We start from the raw sequence: 15,880 nt of genomic DNA, 5'->3' as shown, positions 1-15,880 counted from the left end.
ACTACGCGGTGCGCAACCACGTGAAGGGCTTCGAGCTGCCGGTCAACGGCCGCCCGCAGTTCCGCACGGTCTCGATCGACGCCTCCGCGGGCTCGTAGGGCCGCGCGGGTCAGGCGAGCGCGAGCTCGGTGGCGAGCCGTTCCAGGGTCTTCGGTTCGCCGGGGCCGCCGAGGGGGCCGACCACCACGTGGTCGGCCCCCTCGGCGGCCTGTTCGCGCAGCCGGGCGGCGACCCGGTCGGCGCCGCCCCAGGCGAACGTGGCGTCGACCAGGCCGTCGGAGAGGTCGGCGACGTCGGCTTCGCCGAAGCCCATCCGGGAGAACGTCGCCGCGTACCCGGGCACGGCCGCCAGGAAGCCGAGCGGTTCGCGCGCGGCCGCCCGCGCCGCCCGCGGGTCCTCGTCGAGGACGACCATCTGCTCGACCACGAGCGTCGACCCGCCGAGGCGCTCCTTCGCCCAGGACGTGTGGTCCGGCGTCACCAGCAGCGTGACGGCCCCGCCGAAGCGATCCCGGGCGAGGTCGAGCTTGCGCGGACCGAGCGCGGCGAGCAGGGTGCGCTCCCGCGGCACCGCGGCGCCGAGCGCGTCGGCCGCCTGCCGCAGCACCGCGATGCCGACCTGGCCGCCGACGCCGGCCACGAGGCGCCCCGGGCCGATCCGCTCGGCCTCCGCGTACAGCGCGGTGATCGCGTCGACCCCGTGCACGTCGAGCGGGATGATCCCGGGCACGACCGCGACCCGGGTCGTCGCGCGCAGGATCTCGAGCAGCGGCTCGAGGCTCGCCAGCTGTCCGCCGGGCAGCCAGACCGCGGAGTAGCCCCACCGCTCGGCCGCGTGCGCGTGCTCGGCCAGCTCGTCGGTGACGGAGAGCGCGGCGCCGTACCCGCGCAGTCGATCGGTCATGTCCCCGACGCTAGGAGTTGAACCCGGCTTCAGGGCAACTCGGTTTCGAGCAACGCCCGGACCAGAGGCCGCTCGGCCTCGGGGACGTAGTCGGCGTAGTAGTCGTAGAGCGACTCGCGGGCCAGGCGCGCGGCGAGCGGGCCGTCGCGGCGGCGGACGGCGTCGAGCACCTCGGCGTGGTGGCGCAGGGATCGTTCCATGAGGCTGCGGCGGTCCGGCGCGTCGGCGATCTTCTGCGAGATGAGGCTCAGCACGACGCCGCGGACGACGTCGCTGCACACCTGGATGAGGACGTTGCGGCTGGCCGTGGCGACGGTGTCGTGGAAGGCGACGTCGGCGCGGCTGAACTCCTCGTAGCCGCGGTCGAGGGCGCGCTCCATCTCGGCGAGGGCATCGCCCATCGCGGCGAGCTCGTCGTCGGTCGCGAGCCGGGCGGCGAGGAGGTTCGCCGAGCCTTCCAGCAGCATCCGGAACTGGACGAGCTCGGCGAGGCCGATCTCGTCGACGCGGACCAGGCGCGTGATCGACTTGCGCAGCGCGGTCGGGGAGAACGGCAGCACCTCGGGACCGTTCGGGTCGCCGGGCCGGGAGCGGATCAGGCCGTCGCTCTCCAGCACGCGCAACGCCTCGCGCACCGTGGAGCGGCTGACGCCGAACTGGGCGGTCATCTCCCGCTCGCTGGGCAGCCGCTGGCCGGGACGCAGCAGCCCGCGCAGCACCCGGTCCTCGACCTGCTCGACGATGCTCTGGTAGGCGCGGACGGGCCGCACCGGTTCGAAGGGCCTGCCCGCCTCCGCATCCGCCATTGCCATCGCCGCCCCGCTCGTGCTTGACCGACCCGATCTCCCATGACACGGTAGCGGCTCGATGAGGCCACTGGTCCGACCAGTTGCGGGTGGGAGGATCCTCCAGGTGATGCGTTCGTTGCCCCGTTCGGGTGTCCTCCTGCTGGCCGGGGCGCTGCTCGCGGCCGGCTGCTCGGCCGGTTCCACCGCCTCACCCGGGGCGGCGCCGGACTCCCCGGACGCCCCCCTGCGGATCGGGTTCACGGCCGAGCCGGCCAACCTCGACTTCACCCGCACCGACGGCGCCGCGATCCCCGAGGCTCTCCTCGTGAACGTCTACGAGGGCCTCGTGGAGCTGGACCAGGCGACCGGGGAGATCGTGCCGGCGCTCGCCGAGTCCTGGACCGTGAGCCCGGACGGGCTCGTCTACGACTTCACCCTCCGCGAGGGCGTCACGTTCTCCAACGGCGAGCCGTTCACGGCCGACGACGTCAAGTTCAGCATCGAGCGGGTCCAGTCCGACGCCTGGACGATCTCGCTCAAGAACGGGATGGACGTCGTGTCCGGCGTCGAGGTCGTCTCGCCGACGCAGGTGCGGGTCACGCTCTCCCGGCCGAGCAACAACTGGCTGTTCTCCATGACCACCCGCATCGGCGCGATGTTCGACCCGTCGGGCGTGGCCGATCTTGCGAACACGCCGGTCGGCACCGGCCCGTACACGGTGGCGGAGTTCCGCCGCGGCGATCGCCTCGTGCTCACCCGCCGCGACGACTACTGGGGCGAGCCACCCGCGATCCCCCGGATCGAGCTGCAGTACTTCCGCGACGCCACCGCCGCCGTCAACGCCCTGCTCACCGACGGCATCGACGTGATCGGCACCGTGCAGGCGCCCGAGGCGCTCGCGCAGTTCGACGGCGACGACCGGTTCCAGGTGATCGAGGGCACCACGAACGGCGAGGTCACCCTCGCCATGAACAACGCCTCGGGCCCGACGAGCGACGTGCGGGTGCGCCGGGCGATCGCGATGGCGATCGACCACCAGGCGGTGCTGGACACCGCGTGGGCAGGCCGCGGCGCCACCATCGACACCATGGTCCCGCCGACGGACCCCTGGTACGAGCCGATGCCCGACGTCACCCCGTACGACCCGGAGGCGGCCCGGGCGCTGCTCGCCGCGGCGGGGATGCCGAACCCGTCGCTGCGCATGCGGATCGCGAACCTCCCCTACGCGGTCGCGGCGGCGCAGGTGGTGCAGAGCCAGCTCGCCGCCGTCGGCATCCGGACCGAGATCGAGCCGCTGGAGTTCCCGGCCCGCTGGCTCGAGGAGGTGTTCCGGGGCGCCGACTACGACCTGTCGATCGTCTCGCACGTCGAGCCACGCGACATCCGCACGTTCGGCGACCCGGACTACTACTGGCGCTACGACAATCCCGAGGTGCAGCGGCTGCTCGCCGAGTCCGAGGCCGGCGGCCCGGAGCAGCAGGTGGCGAGCCTGCGCCAGGTGGGGAGGATCATCGCCGAGGACGCGGCGGCGGACTGGCTGTTCGTGCTGCCGAACCTGATCGTCGCCGACGCCGACGTGCGCGGCCTGCCCCAGAACCGGATCGGCGAGTCGTTCGACGTCACGGCGCTCTCCCGCGGGTAACCGTGCTGCTGCAGCTCCTCCGCCGGACCGCGGTGTTCGCCGCGAGCCTCGCCGTGGCGTCGGTCGTCGTGTTCGCGTTCATGTCCGTGCTGCCGGGCGACCCGGCCCGGGTGGCGCTCGGCGTCAACGCCACCGAGGAGGCGGTCGCGGCCACCCGCGCGGCGTTCGGCACCGACCGCCCGCTCGTCGTGCAGTACCTGGACTGGGTGAGCGGGCTCCCGGTCGGCGACTTCGGCCGCTCCTACGTCACGCACGTCGACATCGGTCCGCAGATCGTCGACCGGCTGCTCGTCACGACCTGGCTCGTGCTGTCCGGCATGGCGGTCGCGCTGGTCGTGGCGCTGCCGCTCGGGGTGCTGGCCGCGGTGCGGCACCGCCGCGCGAGCGGCGCGGTGATCTCGGCGGCGAGCCAGGTCGGGGTGGCCGTGCCGAGCTTCATCGCGGGCATCCTGCTCGTCACGGTGTTCGCGGTGCGGCTGCGCTGGCTGCCCTCCGGCGGGTGGACCCCGCCCGCGGCCGACCCCGTGGACTTCCTGCGCAAGCTCCTGCTCCCGGCGCTCGCGCTCGGGCTCGTGCAGGGCGCGGTGCTCACCCGCTACGTGCGCTCCGCCGTGCTCGACGTGCTGCGCGAGGACTACCTGCGCACCGCCCGCTCCAAGGGCCTCACCCCGGGCCGGGCGCTCGTGCGCCACGGGCTGCGCAACGCCGCGATCCCGGTGGTGACGGTGCTCGGCCTGCAGCTGTCGACGCTGCTCGTCGGGGCGGTCGTGGTCGAGCGGGTGTTCGTGATCCCGGGGCTGGGCAGCCTCCTGCTCGACGGCGTCGCCAACCGCGATCTGCTGCTCGTGCAGGGCGTGGTGATCGTGCTCGTGCTCGCGGTCCTGGTGGTCAACTTCCTGGTGGACGTGGCCTACACCGTGCTCGACCCCCGGCTGCGGAGGGCGGCGTGACGGCCGCGGGCACCCGGGGCCGGATCGGCCCGCCCACGCTCGTCGTGGGCGGCGCGCTCGTCGGGCTCGTCGTGGCCGCGGCGCTCGTCTCGTTCGTCTGGACGCCGTACGACCCGGTGCTCGTCGACCCCACCGCGCGGCTCGCCCCGGTGGGCCCCGCCCACTGGCTGGGCACCGACACGTTCGGCCGCGACGTGGTGAGCCAGCTGCTCGTCGGCGCGCGCACCACGCTGTTCGTCGGGGTCGTGGCGGTCGGGCTCGCCGGGGTCGTCGGAACGCCGATCGGGATCGTCGCCGCGATGGGCCCGCGGTGGCTGGGCGAGCTCGTCATGCGGGCCAACGACCTGGTGCTCGCGTTCCCCGCGCTGCTGCTCGCGATCATGTTCGGCGCGGTCTACGGGCCGAGCACGCTCACCGCGATGGTCGCGATCGGCATCGCGACCGTCCCGTCGTTCGCGCGGCTGGCCCGCAGCGGGGCGCTGCAGGTGCTCGCCACCGAGTACGTGCTCGCCGCCCGCGCCGCCGGGCGCCCGCGCACCGCGATCGCCGTCCGGCACGTGCTGCCCAACATCGGGGGCCTGCTGCTCGTGCAGGCGTCGGTGTCGTTCGCGATCGCCGTGCTCGCCGAGGCGGCGCTGTCCTTCCTCGGCTTCGGCACCCGCCCGCCGACCCCGTCGTGGGGGCGGATGCTGCAGGAGGCCCAGCAGCTGCTCGCCGTGCGGCCGGAGCTCGCGCTGTGGCCGGGCCTGGCGATCGCGCTCGCGGTGCTCGGGTTCAACCTGCTCGGCGACGGGCTGCGCGACCGCTTCGATCCGCGGCTGGTGGACCGGCGATGAGCGCGCGCACCGTTCTCACCGTCGACGGGCTCGGCGTGGGCACCGCCGACCTGCGGTTGGTCTCCGACGTGTCGTTCTCCCTGTCCGCGGGCGAGCGGGTGGGGCTCATCGGCGAGTCCGGCTCCGGCAAGTCGCTCACCGCGCTCGCGATGATGGGCCTGCTGCCCGAGGGCGTGCACGCCACCGGCTCGGTTCGGCTCGACGGCGTCGACCACGACCTCGTCGGCGCCCCGGAGCGGCAGCTCGCGGCCGTGCGCGGCGGCGCGATGACGATGGTGTTCCAGGAGCCGATGACCGCGCTCAACCCGGCGATGCGGGTCGGGGACCAGGTCGCCGAGGTGATGCGGCTGCACGGCACCCGGCCCGACCGCCGCGCCGCCCGGGCCGCGGCCGTCGACCTCCTGCGCAGCGTGCAGCTGCCCGACCCCGAGCGGCTGGCCGGCGCCTACCCGCACCAGCTCTCCGGCGGGCAGCGCCAGCGCGTGATGATCGCGATCGCGCTGGCCAACGGCCCGAAGGTGCTGCTCGCCGACGAGCCGACCACCGCGCTCGACGTCACGGTGCAGGCCCAGGTGCTGGACCTGATCCTGTCCGGGGTCGCGCAGCGCGACGCCGCGCTGCTGTTCATCACCCACGACCTGGCCGTGGTCGCCACGGTGTGCGAGCGCGTGCTGGTGATGTACGGCGGGCGGATCGTGGAGTCCGGGCCGGTCACCGAGGTCTTCACCCGGCCCCGCCACCCCTACACCCGCGGCCTGCTCGCCGCGTCCGACCTGGGCGACCTCGACGACCGTGGGCGGCTGCGCACGATCCCCGGCTCGGTGCCCGCCGCGGGCCGCTTCCCCGACGGCTGCGTGTTCCGCACCCGCTGCGCCAACGCGTCCGACGACTGCGCGGTGCTGCCGCCGTGGACGCCGCGCGACGGCGGCGGGTACGCCTGCCACCACCCGGTGGAGGAGCCCCGGGAAGTTCAGGAAAGCCACATCCACGAACCTGGGCTTCCGGAAAGCCACATTCCTGAAGCTCCGCAGCGGCCGCTCATCGAGGTCCGCGACCTGCACCGGGTCTACCGGCGGCCCCGCACGTCCCTGCGGCAGCGGCCGCCGTCGGTCCACGCGCTGGACGGGGTCTCGTTCCAGATCGCCGAGGGGCAGCGGTTCGGGCTGGTCGGCGAGTCCGGCTCCGGCAAGTCGACGCTCATCCGGCTCCTCGCCGGCCTCGACTCCCCCACCGCGGGCACGATCACCTTCGACGGCCGCGACGTCGGCGGGCAGCCCGAGCGCAAGCTGGGGTTCCTGCGCGACCGGCTGCAGGTGGTGTTCCAGGACCCGATGGGCTCGCTCGACCCGCGGATGCGGGTGCGCGACATCGTCGCCGAGCCGCTCGCGGGCAAGCGCGAGCCGGATGTGCCCGGGCGCGTCGCGGAGCTGCTCGCCGCGGTCGGGCTGCCCCCGGACGCGGGCGACCGCTACCCGCACCAGTTCTCCGGCGGGCAGCGCCAGCGCATCTCGATCGCGCGAGCGCTCGCCCCGCGCCCGTCGGTGTTGGTGGCCGACGAGCCGGTGAGCGCGCTGGACGTGTCGGTGCGCGCGCAGATCCTCAACCTGCTCGCCGACCTCGTCGAGCGCTACCGGCTCACGCTCGTGTTCGTCTCGCACGACCTCGCCGTCGTGCGCCACGTCTGCGACACGATCGCCGTGCTGCACCACGGCGAGCTGGTCGAGCTCGGGCCGGCGGCGCGGGTCGCCGACGCGCCCGAGCACCCGTACACGCGGCGGCTGGTCGCCGCCGTGCCCACGATCCGCGGGGCGCTCGCCGGCCGGACGGCGGCCGACCTGGCCCGCGGTGTCCCGGAGGAGCTGGTGTGACCTACCCCGTCGACGAGGAGGCCGTGGTCGCGCTGACCCGCGACCTGGTGCGGCTGCGCACGGTGAACGAGGACGGAGCGCGGGAGGCCCCCGCCGCGCAGCTGGTGGCCGAGACCATGCGGTCGTTCGGTTGGGAGCCGCTGATCACCGAGGTGGCGCCGGGCCGGCCGAACGTCGTCGCGGTCGTCGAGGGCGGCGGCGGGCCGGGGCGCACGCTCGCGTTCGAGGGCCACACCGACGTCGTCACCGAGGGCGACCCGGGCGGCTGGAGCGTCGACCCCTACGGCGGCGAGATCCGCGACGGGCGGCTCTACGGCCGCGGGTCGGCGGACATGAAGTCGGGCGTCGCCGCGATGCTGCACGGGGTGCGGGCGCTGCAGCTCGCGGGCCCCTTCCCGGGCCGCGTGCTGGTGTGCGCGCTCGTCGACGAGGAGGGGCTCATGCTCGGCGCCAAGCACTTCGCAGGCACCGACCTCGCCCGCGGCGTCGACGGCGCGATCATCTGCGAGCCCGAGGAGGGCGAGATCTGCACCTCGGCCAAGGGCGCGGTGCGGATCCGGGTCGACCTGCTCGGGGCGATGGCTCACGGCGCGATGCCCCAGCACGGGCGCAACCCCCTGCCCGCGGCCGGGCGGCTGCTCGTGGCGCTCGCCGCGCTGCAGGACGAGCTGCAGAAGGCCCACCCGGCCCACGAGCACCTCGGCGAGGTGTACGTGACGCCCACGGTGAGCCGGGCCGGCTCGCTCGAGCAGATCAACGTGATCCCGGGAGGGGCGAGCGTCGCGGTCGACGTGCGCACGATCCCGGGCGTCGACCACGCCGCGCTGGTGGAGCGGGTGCGCGCGCTCGCCGCCGAGGCGGGCGCCCCGGACGGGGTGACCTCGCAGCTGACCGTCGTCGACGACCGGCCGTGCGTCGAGATCGCCACCGACCACCCGCTGGTCGCCGCGCTCGCGGCCGCCCACACCGAGGTGGTCGGCGAGCCCGCCCGCTACGGCGGCGTGCCCGGCGCGACCGACGGCACGATCCTCACCCGCGACGCGGGCATCCCGACCGTCGTCTACGGGCCGGGCGGGAAGTGGATCGCCCACCAGGCCGACGAGTTCGTGGAGGTCGCCGACATCGTCCGGTGCGCCCACGTCTACGCGGCCGCGGCCGACCGGTTCCTGCGGTGAGCCCGGTGCCGACGACGACCACGGTGACGCCGCCCGCGCTCCCCTTCCCCGACGGCCTGCCGATCGGCGATGGCTGGGTGCCCGCGGCCACCGCCGACGTCCGGTTCCCCTACGACGGCTCGGTCGTCGCCCCCGGCCCGGTCGGCCGCGTCGCCGACGCCGAGGCCGCGCTGGAGGCGGCGCTCGCCGTCCGCGCCGAGGCGGCCGCGCTGCCCTCGCGGGTCCGCCGCGACGTGCTGCTCGCGGCGCGCGACGCGCTCGCCGACCGCCGTGGCGACCTGGAGGACCTGCTCGTGCTGGAGACCGGCAAGCCGCTCGTCGACTGCCGGGTCGAGGTCGACCGCACGCTGGTGACCCTCGCCGCGGCGGCCGAGGAGGTGGCCCGGCTGCACGGGGAGACCGTGCCGCTGGACCTGCTGCCCTCCGGCGACGGCATGATCGGTTTCTGGACCCGGCGGCCGATCGGCGTCGTCATCGGGATCACGGGGTTCAACTACCCGCTGCTGCTCGCCGCCCACAAGTTCGCCCCGGCCATCGCCGCGGGCTGCCCGGTGATCGGCAAACCCGCGCCGCAGACCCCGCTCGCCACGCTGTGGCTCGTGCACGCGTTGCGCGAGGCGGGGGCGCCGCCGTCGATGGTGCAGCTGGTCACCGGCGATGCCGAGGTGGGCGCCCGGCTGGTGACCGACCCGCGGATCGGCGCGGTCTCGTTCACCGGCTCGGCCGAGGTGGGGCACCGGATCGCCCGCTCCGCCGCACCCCGCAAGGTGCTGCTGGAGCTCGGCTCGAACGCCGCGCTCGTCGTCGCCGCCGACGCCGACCTCGACGCCGCGGCCTCGGCGATCCTGCGCGGCGGGTTCTACGCCTCCGGCCAGGCGTGCATCTCCGTGCAGCGGGTGCTGGTGGAGGAGCCGGTGGCCGACGCGCTGCTGGAGCGGCTCGCGGCGGGGCTCGCCGACGTCACCGTCGGGGACCCGCGCGACCCCGCGACCCGGGTGTCCGCGCTGATCGACCCCGCGGCGCAGCGGCGGGTGGACGAGTGGGTCGACGAGGCGGTCGCCGCGGGCGCGAAGCGGCTGCGCGACGGCGTCCCGACCGTGCTGACCGGCGTCCCGGACGGGGTGCGTGCCTGGGACGAGGAGGTGTTCGGCCCGGTGGTGTGCGTGCGCACCGTGCCCGACCTGGAGACCGCGTTCGACGTGGTCAACGCCTCGCGCTACGGGCTGCACGCGAGCGTGTTCACCCGGTCGCTCGCGGCGGCGTTCCGCGCGGTGGACCGGCTGGAGGTGGGTGGTGTCGTCGTGAACGAGGTGCCCGGCTTCCGCTCCGACACGATGCCCTACGGGGGCGTGAAGGACTCCGGCATCGGCCGGGAGGGGCCGCGGTTCGCGGTCGAGGAGCTGACCGTCACGCGGATGGCGGTGATCCGCCCGTGAGCTACCAGGGGCTGTTCCGGCTCGACGGCAGGCGCGCGGTCGTCGTGGGCGCGGGCAGCGGGATCGGCCGGGAGGCGGCCCGCGCGCTCGCCGCGCACGGGGCCGAGGTCGTGTGCGCCGACCGGGACGCCGACGCCGCCGCGGAGACCGCGGCCGGGACAGCGACCGGCACCGCGTACGCGCTCGACGTGCTCGACCGGGCCGCGGTCCGCGCCGCCGCCGCGGAGCTCGGCGAGGTCGACGTGCTGGTGTTCACCGCGGCCACCAACGTCCGCAAGCGGCTGCTCGACTACGCCGACGCCGAGTTCGACCGGGTCGTCGACCTCAACCTGCGCGCCTCGTTCGACCTGGTCCGCGCGTTCGGCGGCCCGATGGCCGAGCGCGGCCGCGGGTCGATCATCGGGTTCACCTCGATCCGGGCGGTCACCGTCGAGCCGGGCCAGGGCGTCTACGCGGCCACGAAGGCGGGGCTGGTGCAGCTGCTGCGCACCGCGGCCGCCGAGCTCGGGCCGCGCGGGGTGCGGGTGAACGCGATCGCCCCCGGCGTCGTCGAGACCCCGCTGACCACGCAGATCCGCGCCGACCCGGCGTGGGCGGGCGCCTACGCGGCCAAGAGCGCGCTCGGCCGGTGGGCGCAGCCGTCGGAGCTCGCCGGCGCCGTGGTGTACCTGGCGTCGGACGCGGCGAGCTTCGTGACCGGCAGCGTGCTCACCGTCGACGGGGGGTGGACCGCCGTCGACGGCCGCTACGAGCCGCCGGGGCTGTGAGGACGACGCCGGCCGCCGGTCAACCGCGCAGGCGTTCCATCCCGGGGTCGACGAGCGGCTCCTGCGCCACCACCGCCGGGATGCGCCGGTCGAACCAGCCGATCTCGACCGGCTGTCCCGGCGTGGCGAGCTCGGCGGGCAGCCAGGCGTAGGCGATGCCGCGGCCGACCGTGTAGCCGTACGCGGCGCTGGTGACGTAGCCGACCGGGCGGCCGTCGGCGAACACCGGCTCCTTGCCCAGCACCGTCTCGTCCAGCGTGAGGCAGGCGAGGCTGCGGCGGACCCGGTCGCGGCGGCGCAGCACGGCGTTGCGGCCGGTGAACTCGCCCTTGTCGAGCTTGACGGCGAACCCGAGCCCGGCCTCCCACGGGTCGTGCTCGAACGTCATGTCGGTGCCGAACGAGCGGTAGCCCTTCTCCAGCCGCAGCGAGTTGAACGCGCCCCGGCCCGCGGCGATGATCCCGTGCTCGCGGCCTGCCTGCCACAGCGCGTCCCACAGCGTGCGGCCCATGTCGGCGGTGGTGTAGAGCTCCCAGCCCAGCTCGCCCACGTACGACACGCGCAGCGCGGTGACCGGCACCGTGCCGACGTACACCCGCCTGCACCGGAAGTACCGCACGTCGGCGAGGTCGGGCGCGAGCGGCAGCACCACCTCGCGAGCCAGCGGGCCCCAGATCCCGACGCAGCAGGTGCCCGCGGTGGTGTCGCGGACGACGACGCCGTCGGGCGCCGCGCGCAGCAGCAGGTCGAGGTCGAGCGGGCCGTTGGCGCCGACCTGGTACTCCTCGGGCCCGAGCCGGGCGACGGTGATGTCGCTGCGGATGCCGCCGCCCTCGTCGAGCAGCAGGCAGTAGGTGACCGTGCCGACCGGGCGGTCGACGTTGCCGGTGCTCACCCGCTGCAGGAACGCGGTGGCGCCCGCGCCGCTCACCTCGATGCGGGTCAGGGACGTCATGTCGTAGAGCGCCACGCGCTCGCGGGTGATCTGGGCCTCCGCCCCGACGGTGGGCGACCACCAGCGGGCGGCCCAGTCGTCGGGGGTGGGGATGTCGCGGCCTGCGACGAGCGCGGCGTTGGTCTCGTACCACTGCGGGCGCTCCCAGCCCGCGGCCTCGAGGAAGACCGCGCCGAGGGCGCGTTCCCGCTCGTAGAACGGGGAGGTGCGCAGCGGCCGCGGCTCGCGCATGGGCTCGAGGGGATGCAGCGCGTCGTAGATCTCGACGTAGTTCTGCTTGTTCTTGGCGAGCACGAAGTCGGGGGCGAGCTGGTGCGGCCAGAACCGGTTCACGTCGCACTCGTGCAGGTCGAAGCTCGTCGACCGGCCCTCCACCAGCCACTCGGCCACCGCCTTGGCCACCCCGCAGGAGTGGGTGACCCACACCGCCTCGGCCACCCAGAAACCCGGGACGTCGCGCACGGGCCCCATGAGCGGCATGCCGTCGATCGTGAACGAGAACAGGCCGTTCATCGCGTCGGCGACCTTGGCCTCGCGCAGGGCGGGCAGGACCGCCTGCGCCTCGGCCCAGCCGGGGGCGAAGTCGTCCTCGGTGAACGGCAGCACCGACGGCATCACCTCGGCCTCGTCGACGCCGAGGATGTCGCGGGCGTCGACCGGCATCGGGTCGTGGCCGTAGTAGCCGACGGCGAGCGACTCGCCGCGTTCACGCAGGTAGAGGTCGGCGCCCTGGTGGCGCAGGATCGGGTGGGTGGCCTCCCGGTCGTGGCCGGCGAGCGCCGGGATCGGGTCGGTGTAGGCCAGCTGGTGGGCCAGCGGCGTGAGCGGCAGCGACACCCCCACCATCGCCGCGACCTTCGGGCCCCAGATCCCCGCGCAGCAGACGACGACGTCGGCGGGCAGCTCGCCGTGGTCGGTGACCACCCCGGTGACCCGACCGCCGGTGACGGAGATGCCGGTGACCTCGTGCCGGTCGAGGATCCGCACGCCGCGCTCGGCGGCGGCGCGCAGCTGGGCGTCGACGGCCCGCACCGCCTTCGCGAGGCCGTCGGTCGGGGTGTGCAGCCCGCCGAGCACGGCGTCGCGGTCGAGCAGCGGGTGCAGGGCGACGCACTCGTCGGGCCCCACGACCCGGGCCTCGACGCCCCACGAGGTGAGCCAGCCGCACCGGCGGTGCAGGTCGGCGAGCCGCTCCGGCGTGGTCGCCAGCTCCAGGCCGCCGACCGGCAGGTAGCAGGGCTGCCCGTCGAGGGAGAGCCCGCCGAGCTTGTCGACGGTGTAGCGGGCCATCTCCGTCATCGTCTTCGACGGGTTGGCCTGGAAGACCAGCCCCGGCGCGTGCGAGCTGGACCCGCCCGCCGCGGGCAGCGGCCCCTGGTCGACGACGGTGACGTCGGTCCAGCCGCGGGCGGAGAGCTCGTCGGCGAGCGCGGCCCCCACCACGCCGGCCCCGATGATCACGACGCGCGCTCCGGTCATGCCACTCCTCCCGGTCTCCGCTTCGGATCCGACGAGCGGCGCGTTGGTCGGATCGGGTTCCGGCGAACGCGCCGCTCGTCGGAGTTCAGTCGCCCAGCTCGCGCCTGCGGCGCGCCACGTAGTCCTCCAGCTCCTCACGGATCGCGTCGTCCAGCGGCGGTGGCTCGTACTCCGCCAGCTTCGTGCGGGCCACCTCGGCGGCCCGGGCCGCGGCGTCGGCCGCCCCGTTGCGGACCCACCGCTCGTAGTTGTCCGAGCTGGACAGGAACGGGCGGTAGAAGCAGGTGCGGAACCGTTCCATGGTGTGTGCCGCGCCGAGGAAGTGCCCGCCGTGGCGCACCTCGTCGTGGGCCTCGAACGCCAGCGACGCCTCGTCGATCTCCAGCGGGGTGAACTCCTGCTGCAGCATCTCCAGCACCTGGACGTCGAGCACGTACTTCTCGTAGGAGGCGACGAGCCCGCCCTCCAGCCAGCCCGCGGCGTGCATGACCCAGTTGATGCCCGCGAGGAACGTCGGGAGCATCGTCATCAGGCTCTCGTAGCCCGCCTGCGCGTCGGGGGTCTGGCTCGAGGTCAACCCGCCCCCGGAACGCACCGGTAGCCCGAACCGCCGGGCGATCTGACCCGTACAGAGCAACCCCACCGCCGATTCGGGTGTCCCGAAACAGGGGGACCCGGACTGCATGTCGATGTTCGACAGGAACGAACCGAAGATCACGGGTGCGCCGGGCCTGATCAATTGCGACAACGCGATGCCGGTGAGCGCCTCCGCCATCTGTTGCGCCAACGTTGCAGGAATGGAAACCGGCGACATCGCACCCATGAGGAGGAACGGGGTCAGCACGACCGGCTGGTTCGCCTCGGAGTAGACGAACTGCGCCTCGAGCATCCGCTCGTCCCACCGCAGGGGCGAGTTGCAGTTGATCAAGGAGATGGTCGCGGGCGTGGCCTCGATGGCCTCGCGGCCGCCGAAGAGTATCTCCGTCATGGCCAGCGTGTCACGCGCGTTCTCCCCCGAGACGACGTTGCCCATGTAGATCTTGTCGGTGAGCGTCTGCAGGGCGTAGGTCATGTCGAGGTGCCGCGAGTCCAGGGGTGCGTCCTCCGGCTCGCACACCACCCCACCTGCGGAGTCGATGGCGTCGAAGCTCTGGGCGAGCTTGGCGAACGAGTGGAAGTCGGCGAGCTTCGCGTCGCGCCGGACGTCGCCCTCGCGGACGAACGGCGGCCCGTAGACGCTGCCGAAGACCATCGCGTCGTCTCCGATGTGGACGGTGTGCGCCGGGTTGCGGGCCTGCACGTCGAACGAGCGCGGCGCCTTGGCCACCTGCTCCAGCACGAAGTCCGGGTCGAAGATCACGCACTGGTCCTCGACCTTCTGGCCGGCCTGCCGGAACAGCTCCAGCGCGCGCTCGGAAACGAACTCCACCCCGATCTCGCTGACGATCCGCCGCCACCCGCGGTCGAGGGTGGCCATCGCTTCCTCGGAAAGGATCTCGTAGCGCGGCATGGTGTTGCGGAACATGCGGACCCCCTGCGGATCTTCGCAAAAACCGGTGCTTGACGGCGACCGATGCCGGCAGGATCCTAACGGCATTCCTCGGAACACTGGTTCCATAACATGGAACTCTTCGGGAACGGATCCGGCGATGCCGACACAACATCTGGGCAGCCAGGCCGTCGACCGCGCGAGCGCGCTGCTCGCGCTCGTCGTGGAGTCCGGTGCGCCGCGGACGTTCAGCTCGCTCGTGGCCGAGCTCGGGCTCGCGAAGTCCACCACCTCCCGCCTGCTGCAGGCGCTCGAGCGCAGCCGGCTGGTCCAGCGCGACCAGAACGGCGCCTTCCGCCCCGGCGCGCTGTTCTCGATCTACGCCGCCCGCCCCAGCGCGCTGCACGACCTCGTCGAGCTCGCCCGGCCCACCCTGGACCGCATCAGCGAGCTCACCGAGGAGACGGTGAACATGTCGGTGCCGCGCGGCCGGGAGGTCGTGCAGATCGCCCAGATCGACAGCCGCTACCTGCTCGGTTCCACGAACTGGGTCGGGGTCGACGTGCCGGCCCACTGCACCGCGCTGGGCAAGGTGCTCTACGCGTTCGGGGTGCTCCCGCTGCCGCCGGGGCAGCTGGAGCGGCGCACCCCGCACTCGCCGGTCGACCGCGCCACGCTCGAGCACATGCTCGTCGAGGTGCGCAGGCGCGGCTGGGCCGTCTCGCTCGACGAGCTGGAGGTGGGGCTCGGCGCGGTCGCCGCCCCCGTCCGCGGCGTCGACGGGGCCGTGATCGCCGCGGTGTCGGTGTCCGGCCCCACCACCCGCATCAACGACCACGGGATCACCCGGCTCGGGGACATCTTGGTCCGCGAGCTGCGCGGGCTGTCCGCCCAGCTCGGCCACCACTGGGGAAAGGAAGCCGTATGACTGACGAGGAGATCCTCAGAGCGCTCTACGACGAGACCCTCGTCGGCAACGGGCCGCGGGTGCTCGAGCTCACCGAGCAGGGCCTCGAGGCCGGTCTGGCGCCGGAGACGATGCTGTTCGACGCGCTCATCCCGTCGCTGGAGGAGGTCGGCGCCCGGTTCGAGCGCGGCGACTTCTTCGTGCCCGAGATGCTCATCGCCGGCCGGGCGATGGCGGGGGCGCTCGACCGGCTGCGCCCGCTGCTCGCCGAGACCGGCGCCCGGACCGTCGGCACGTTCCTCATGAGCACGGTCAAGGGCGACGTGCACGACATCGGCAAGAACCTCGTCAACATCATGCTGGAGGGCGCGGGCTTCCGCGTGATCGACCTCGGCGTGCAGGTCTCGCCGGAGAAGGTGGTGGCCGGCGTGCTGGAGCACAAGCCCGACATCGTCGGGTTCTCGGCGTTCCTCACCACGACCATGCCGATGTTCAAGGCCAACATCAACGCGCTGCAGAAGGCGGGCCTGCGCGACCAGGTGATCGTCATGGTCGGCGGGGCCCCGGTCACCCAGGAGTACGCCGACGCCGTCGGCGCCGACGGCTACGCCGCCGACGCGTCCACGGCGGTGCGGCGCGCCAAGGAGCTGCTCGCCACCCGACGGGCCGCGGTGGGGGTGTGAG

13 protein-coding genes are annotated in these 15,880 nt (G+C 73.9%); 9 read left to right on the top strand and 4 right to left on the bottom strand.

From position 1 onward, the window contains the following. Positions 1-109 precede the first annotated feature (109 nt). Together VKZ81_RS31785 and VKZ81_RS31780 are read right to left on the bottom strand one after the other, a co-directional pair. Positions 110-904, bottom strand: a complete 795-nt coding sequence (locus VKZ81_RS31785; RefSeq protein ID WP_324245445.1) for a TIGR03620 family F420-dependent LLM class oxidoreductase — start codon at positions 902-904, stop codon at positions 110-112. Positions 905-933: 29 nt separating this feature from the next. Next, entirely contained in the window at positions 934-1,716 is a 783-nt protein-coding gene (locus VKZ81_RS31780) for a FadR/GntR family transcriptional regulator (protein WP_324245444.1), read from the bottom strand. A gap of 103 nt (positions 1,717-1,819) precedes the next feature. On the opposite strand from VKZ81_RS31780, the gene VKZ81_RS31775 reads away from it, so the two are divergent. From VKZ81_RS31775 to VKZ81_RS31745, 7 genes are read left to right on the top strand one after another with little or no spacing between them, the layout of a single operon-like run. Continuing rightward, positions 1,820-3,334, top strand: coding sequence for an ABC transporter substrate-binding protein (locus tag VKZ81_RS31775; RefSeq protein WP_324245443.1), 1,515 nt, complete (start codon positions 1,820-1,822; stop codon positions 3,332-3,334). Between the two features lie 2 nt (positions 3,335-3,336). Then, positions 3,337-4,284, top strand: coding sequence for an ABC transporter permease (locus tag VKZ81_RS31770; protein WP_324245442.1), 948 nt, complete (start codon positions 3,337-3,339; stop codon positions 4,282-4,284). Further along, entirely contained in the window at positions 4,281-5,120 is an 840-nt protein-coding gene (locus VKZ81_RS31765; protein ID WP_414709529.1) for an ABC transporter permease, read from the top strand. The genes VKZ81_RS31770 and VKZ81_RS31765 overlap by 4 nt, the downstream gene beginning before the upstream one ends. Next, the gene (locus VKZ81_RS31760) at positions 5,117-6,988 is read left to right on the top strand and encodes an ABC transporter ATP-binding protein (RefSeq protein ID WP_324245441.1); all 1,872 of its coding nucleotides are present in this window, start codon (positions 5,117-5,119) and stop codon (positions 6,986-6,988) included. The genes VKZ81_RS31765 and VKZ81_RS31760 overlap by 4 nt, the downstream gene beginning before the upstream one ends. Continuing rightward, a complete protein-coding gene (locus VKZ81_RS31755; RefSeq protein WP_324245440.1) occupies positions 6,985-8,163 on the top strand; it encodes a M20 family metallopeptidase in 1,179 nt (392 codons plus the stop codon). The genes VKZ81_RS31760 and VKZ81_RS31755 overlap by 4 nt, the downstream gene beginning before the upstream one ends. Positions 8,164-8,168: 5 nt before the next feature. Next, positions 8,169-9,599 carry an aldehyde dehydrogenase family protein gene (locus VKZ81_RS31750; protein ID WP_324245439.1) on the top strand — a complete coding sequence of 477 codons (1,431 nt, stop codon included), beginning with the start codon at positions 8,169-8,171 and terminating at the stop codon, positions 9,597-9,599. After that, entirely contained in the window at positions 9,596-10,366 is a 771-nt protein-coding gene (locus VKZ81_RS31745) for an SDR family NAD(P)-dependent oxidoreductase (RefSeq protein WP_324245438.1), read from the top strand. Before VKZ81_RS31750 ends, VKZ81_RS31745 begins: the two co-directional genes overlap by 4 nt. A 19-nt stretch (positions 10,367-10,385) precedes the next feature. Here VKZ81_RS31745 and VKZ81_RS31740 read toward each other — a convergent pair whose 3' ends face one another. Then, positions 10,386-12,800, bottom strand: a complete 2,415-nt coding sequence (locus VKZ81_RS31740; protein WP_324245437.1) for a GcvT family protein — start codon at positions 12,798-12,800, stop codon at positions 10,386-10,388. A gap of 85 nt (positions 12,801-12,885) precedes the next feature. After that, on the bottom strand, positions 12,886-14,325 hold the full coding sequence (locus VKZ81_RS31735) for a trimethylamine methyltransferase family protein (RefSeq protein WP_324245436.1): 1,440 nt from the start codon (positions 14,323-14,325) through the stop codon (positions 12,886-12,888). A 124-nt stretch (positions 14,326-14,449) separates the two neighbouring features. Here VKZ81_RS31735 and VKZ81_RS31730 point away from each other — a divergent pair, with 124 nt between their 5' ends. Then, positions 14,450-15,217 carry an IclR family transcriptional regulator gene (locus VKZ81_RS31730; protein WP_324245435.1) on the top strand — a complete coding sequence of 256 codons (768 nt, stop codon included), beginning with the start codon at positions 14,450-14,452 and terminating at the stop codon, positions 15,215-15,217. After that, a complete protein-coding gene (locus VKZ81_RS31725; RefSeq protein ID WP_324245434.1) occupies positions 15,214-15,879 on the top strand; it encodes a corrinoid protein in 666 nt (221 codons plus the stop codon). Before VKZ81_RS31730 ends, VKZ81_RS31725 begins: the two co-directional genes overlap by 4 nt. Position 15,880 lies beyond the last annotated feature (1 nt).

This window comes from Pseudonocardia sp., assembly GCF_035305885.1.
Lineage (GTDB): Bacteria > Actinomycetota > Actinomycetes > Mycobacteriales > Pseudonocardiaceae > Pseudonocardia.
Note: the sequence above shows the minus strand (reverse complement) of the source record. Positions and strands in the feature narration are given on the sequence as shown.

Excerpts from the sequence above, each read along its gene's own strand:
- VKZ81_RS31785 (WP_324245445.1), bottom strand. The coding sequence starts at position 904 with ATGACCGATCGACTGCGCGGGTACGGCGCCGCGCTCTCCGTCACCGAC.
- VKZ81_RS31780 (WP_324245444.1), bottom strand. The coding sequence starts at position 1,716 with ATGGCAATGGCGGATGCGGAGGCGGGCAGGCCCTTCGAACCGGTGCGG.
- VKZ81_RS31775 (WP_324245443.1), top strand. The coding sequence starts at position 1,820 with ATGCGTTCGTTGCCCCGTTCGGGTGTCCTCCTGCTGGCCGGGGCGCTG.
- VKZ81_RS31760 (WP_324245441.1), top strand. The coding sequence starts at position 5,117 with ATGAGCGCGCGCACCGTTCTCACCGTCGACGGGCTCGGCGTGGGCACC.
- VKZ81_RS31740 (WP_324245437.1), bottom strand. The coding sequence starts at position 12,800 with ATGACCGGAGCGCGCGTCGTGATCATCGGGGCCGGCGTGGTGGGGGCC.
- VKZ81_RS31735 (WP_324245436.1), bottom strand. The coding sequence starts at position 14,325 with ATGTTCCGCAACACCATGCCGCGCTACGAGATCCTTTCCGAGGAAGCG.
- VKZ81_RS31730 (WP_324245435.1), top strand. The coding sequence starts at position 14,450 with ATGCCGACACAACATCTGGGCAGCCAGGCCGTCGACCGCGCGAGCGCG.
- VKZ81_RS31725 (WP_324245434.1), top strand. The coding sequence starts at position 15,214 with ATGACTGACGAGGAGATCCTCAGAGCGCTCTACGACGAGACCCTCGTC.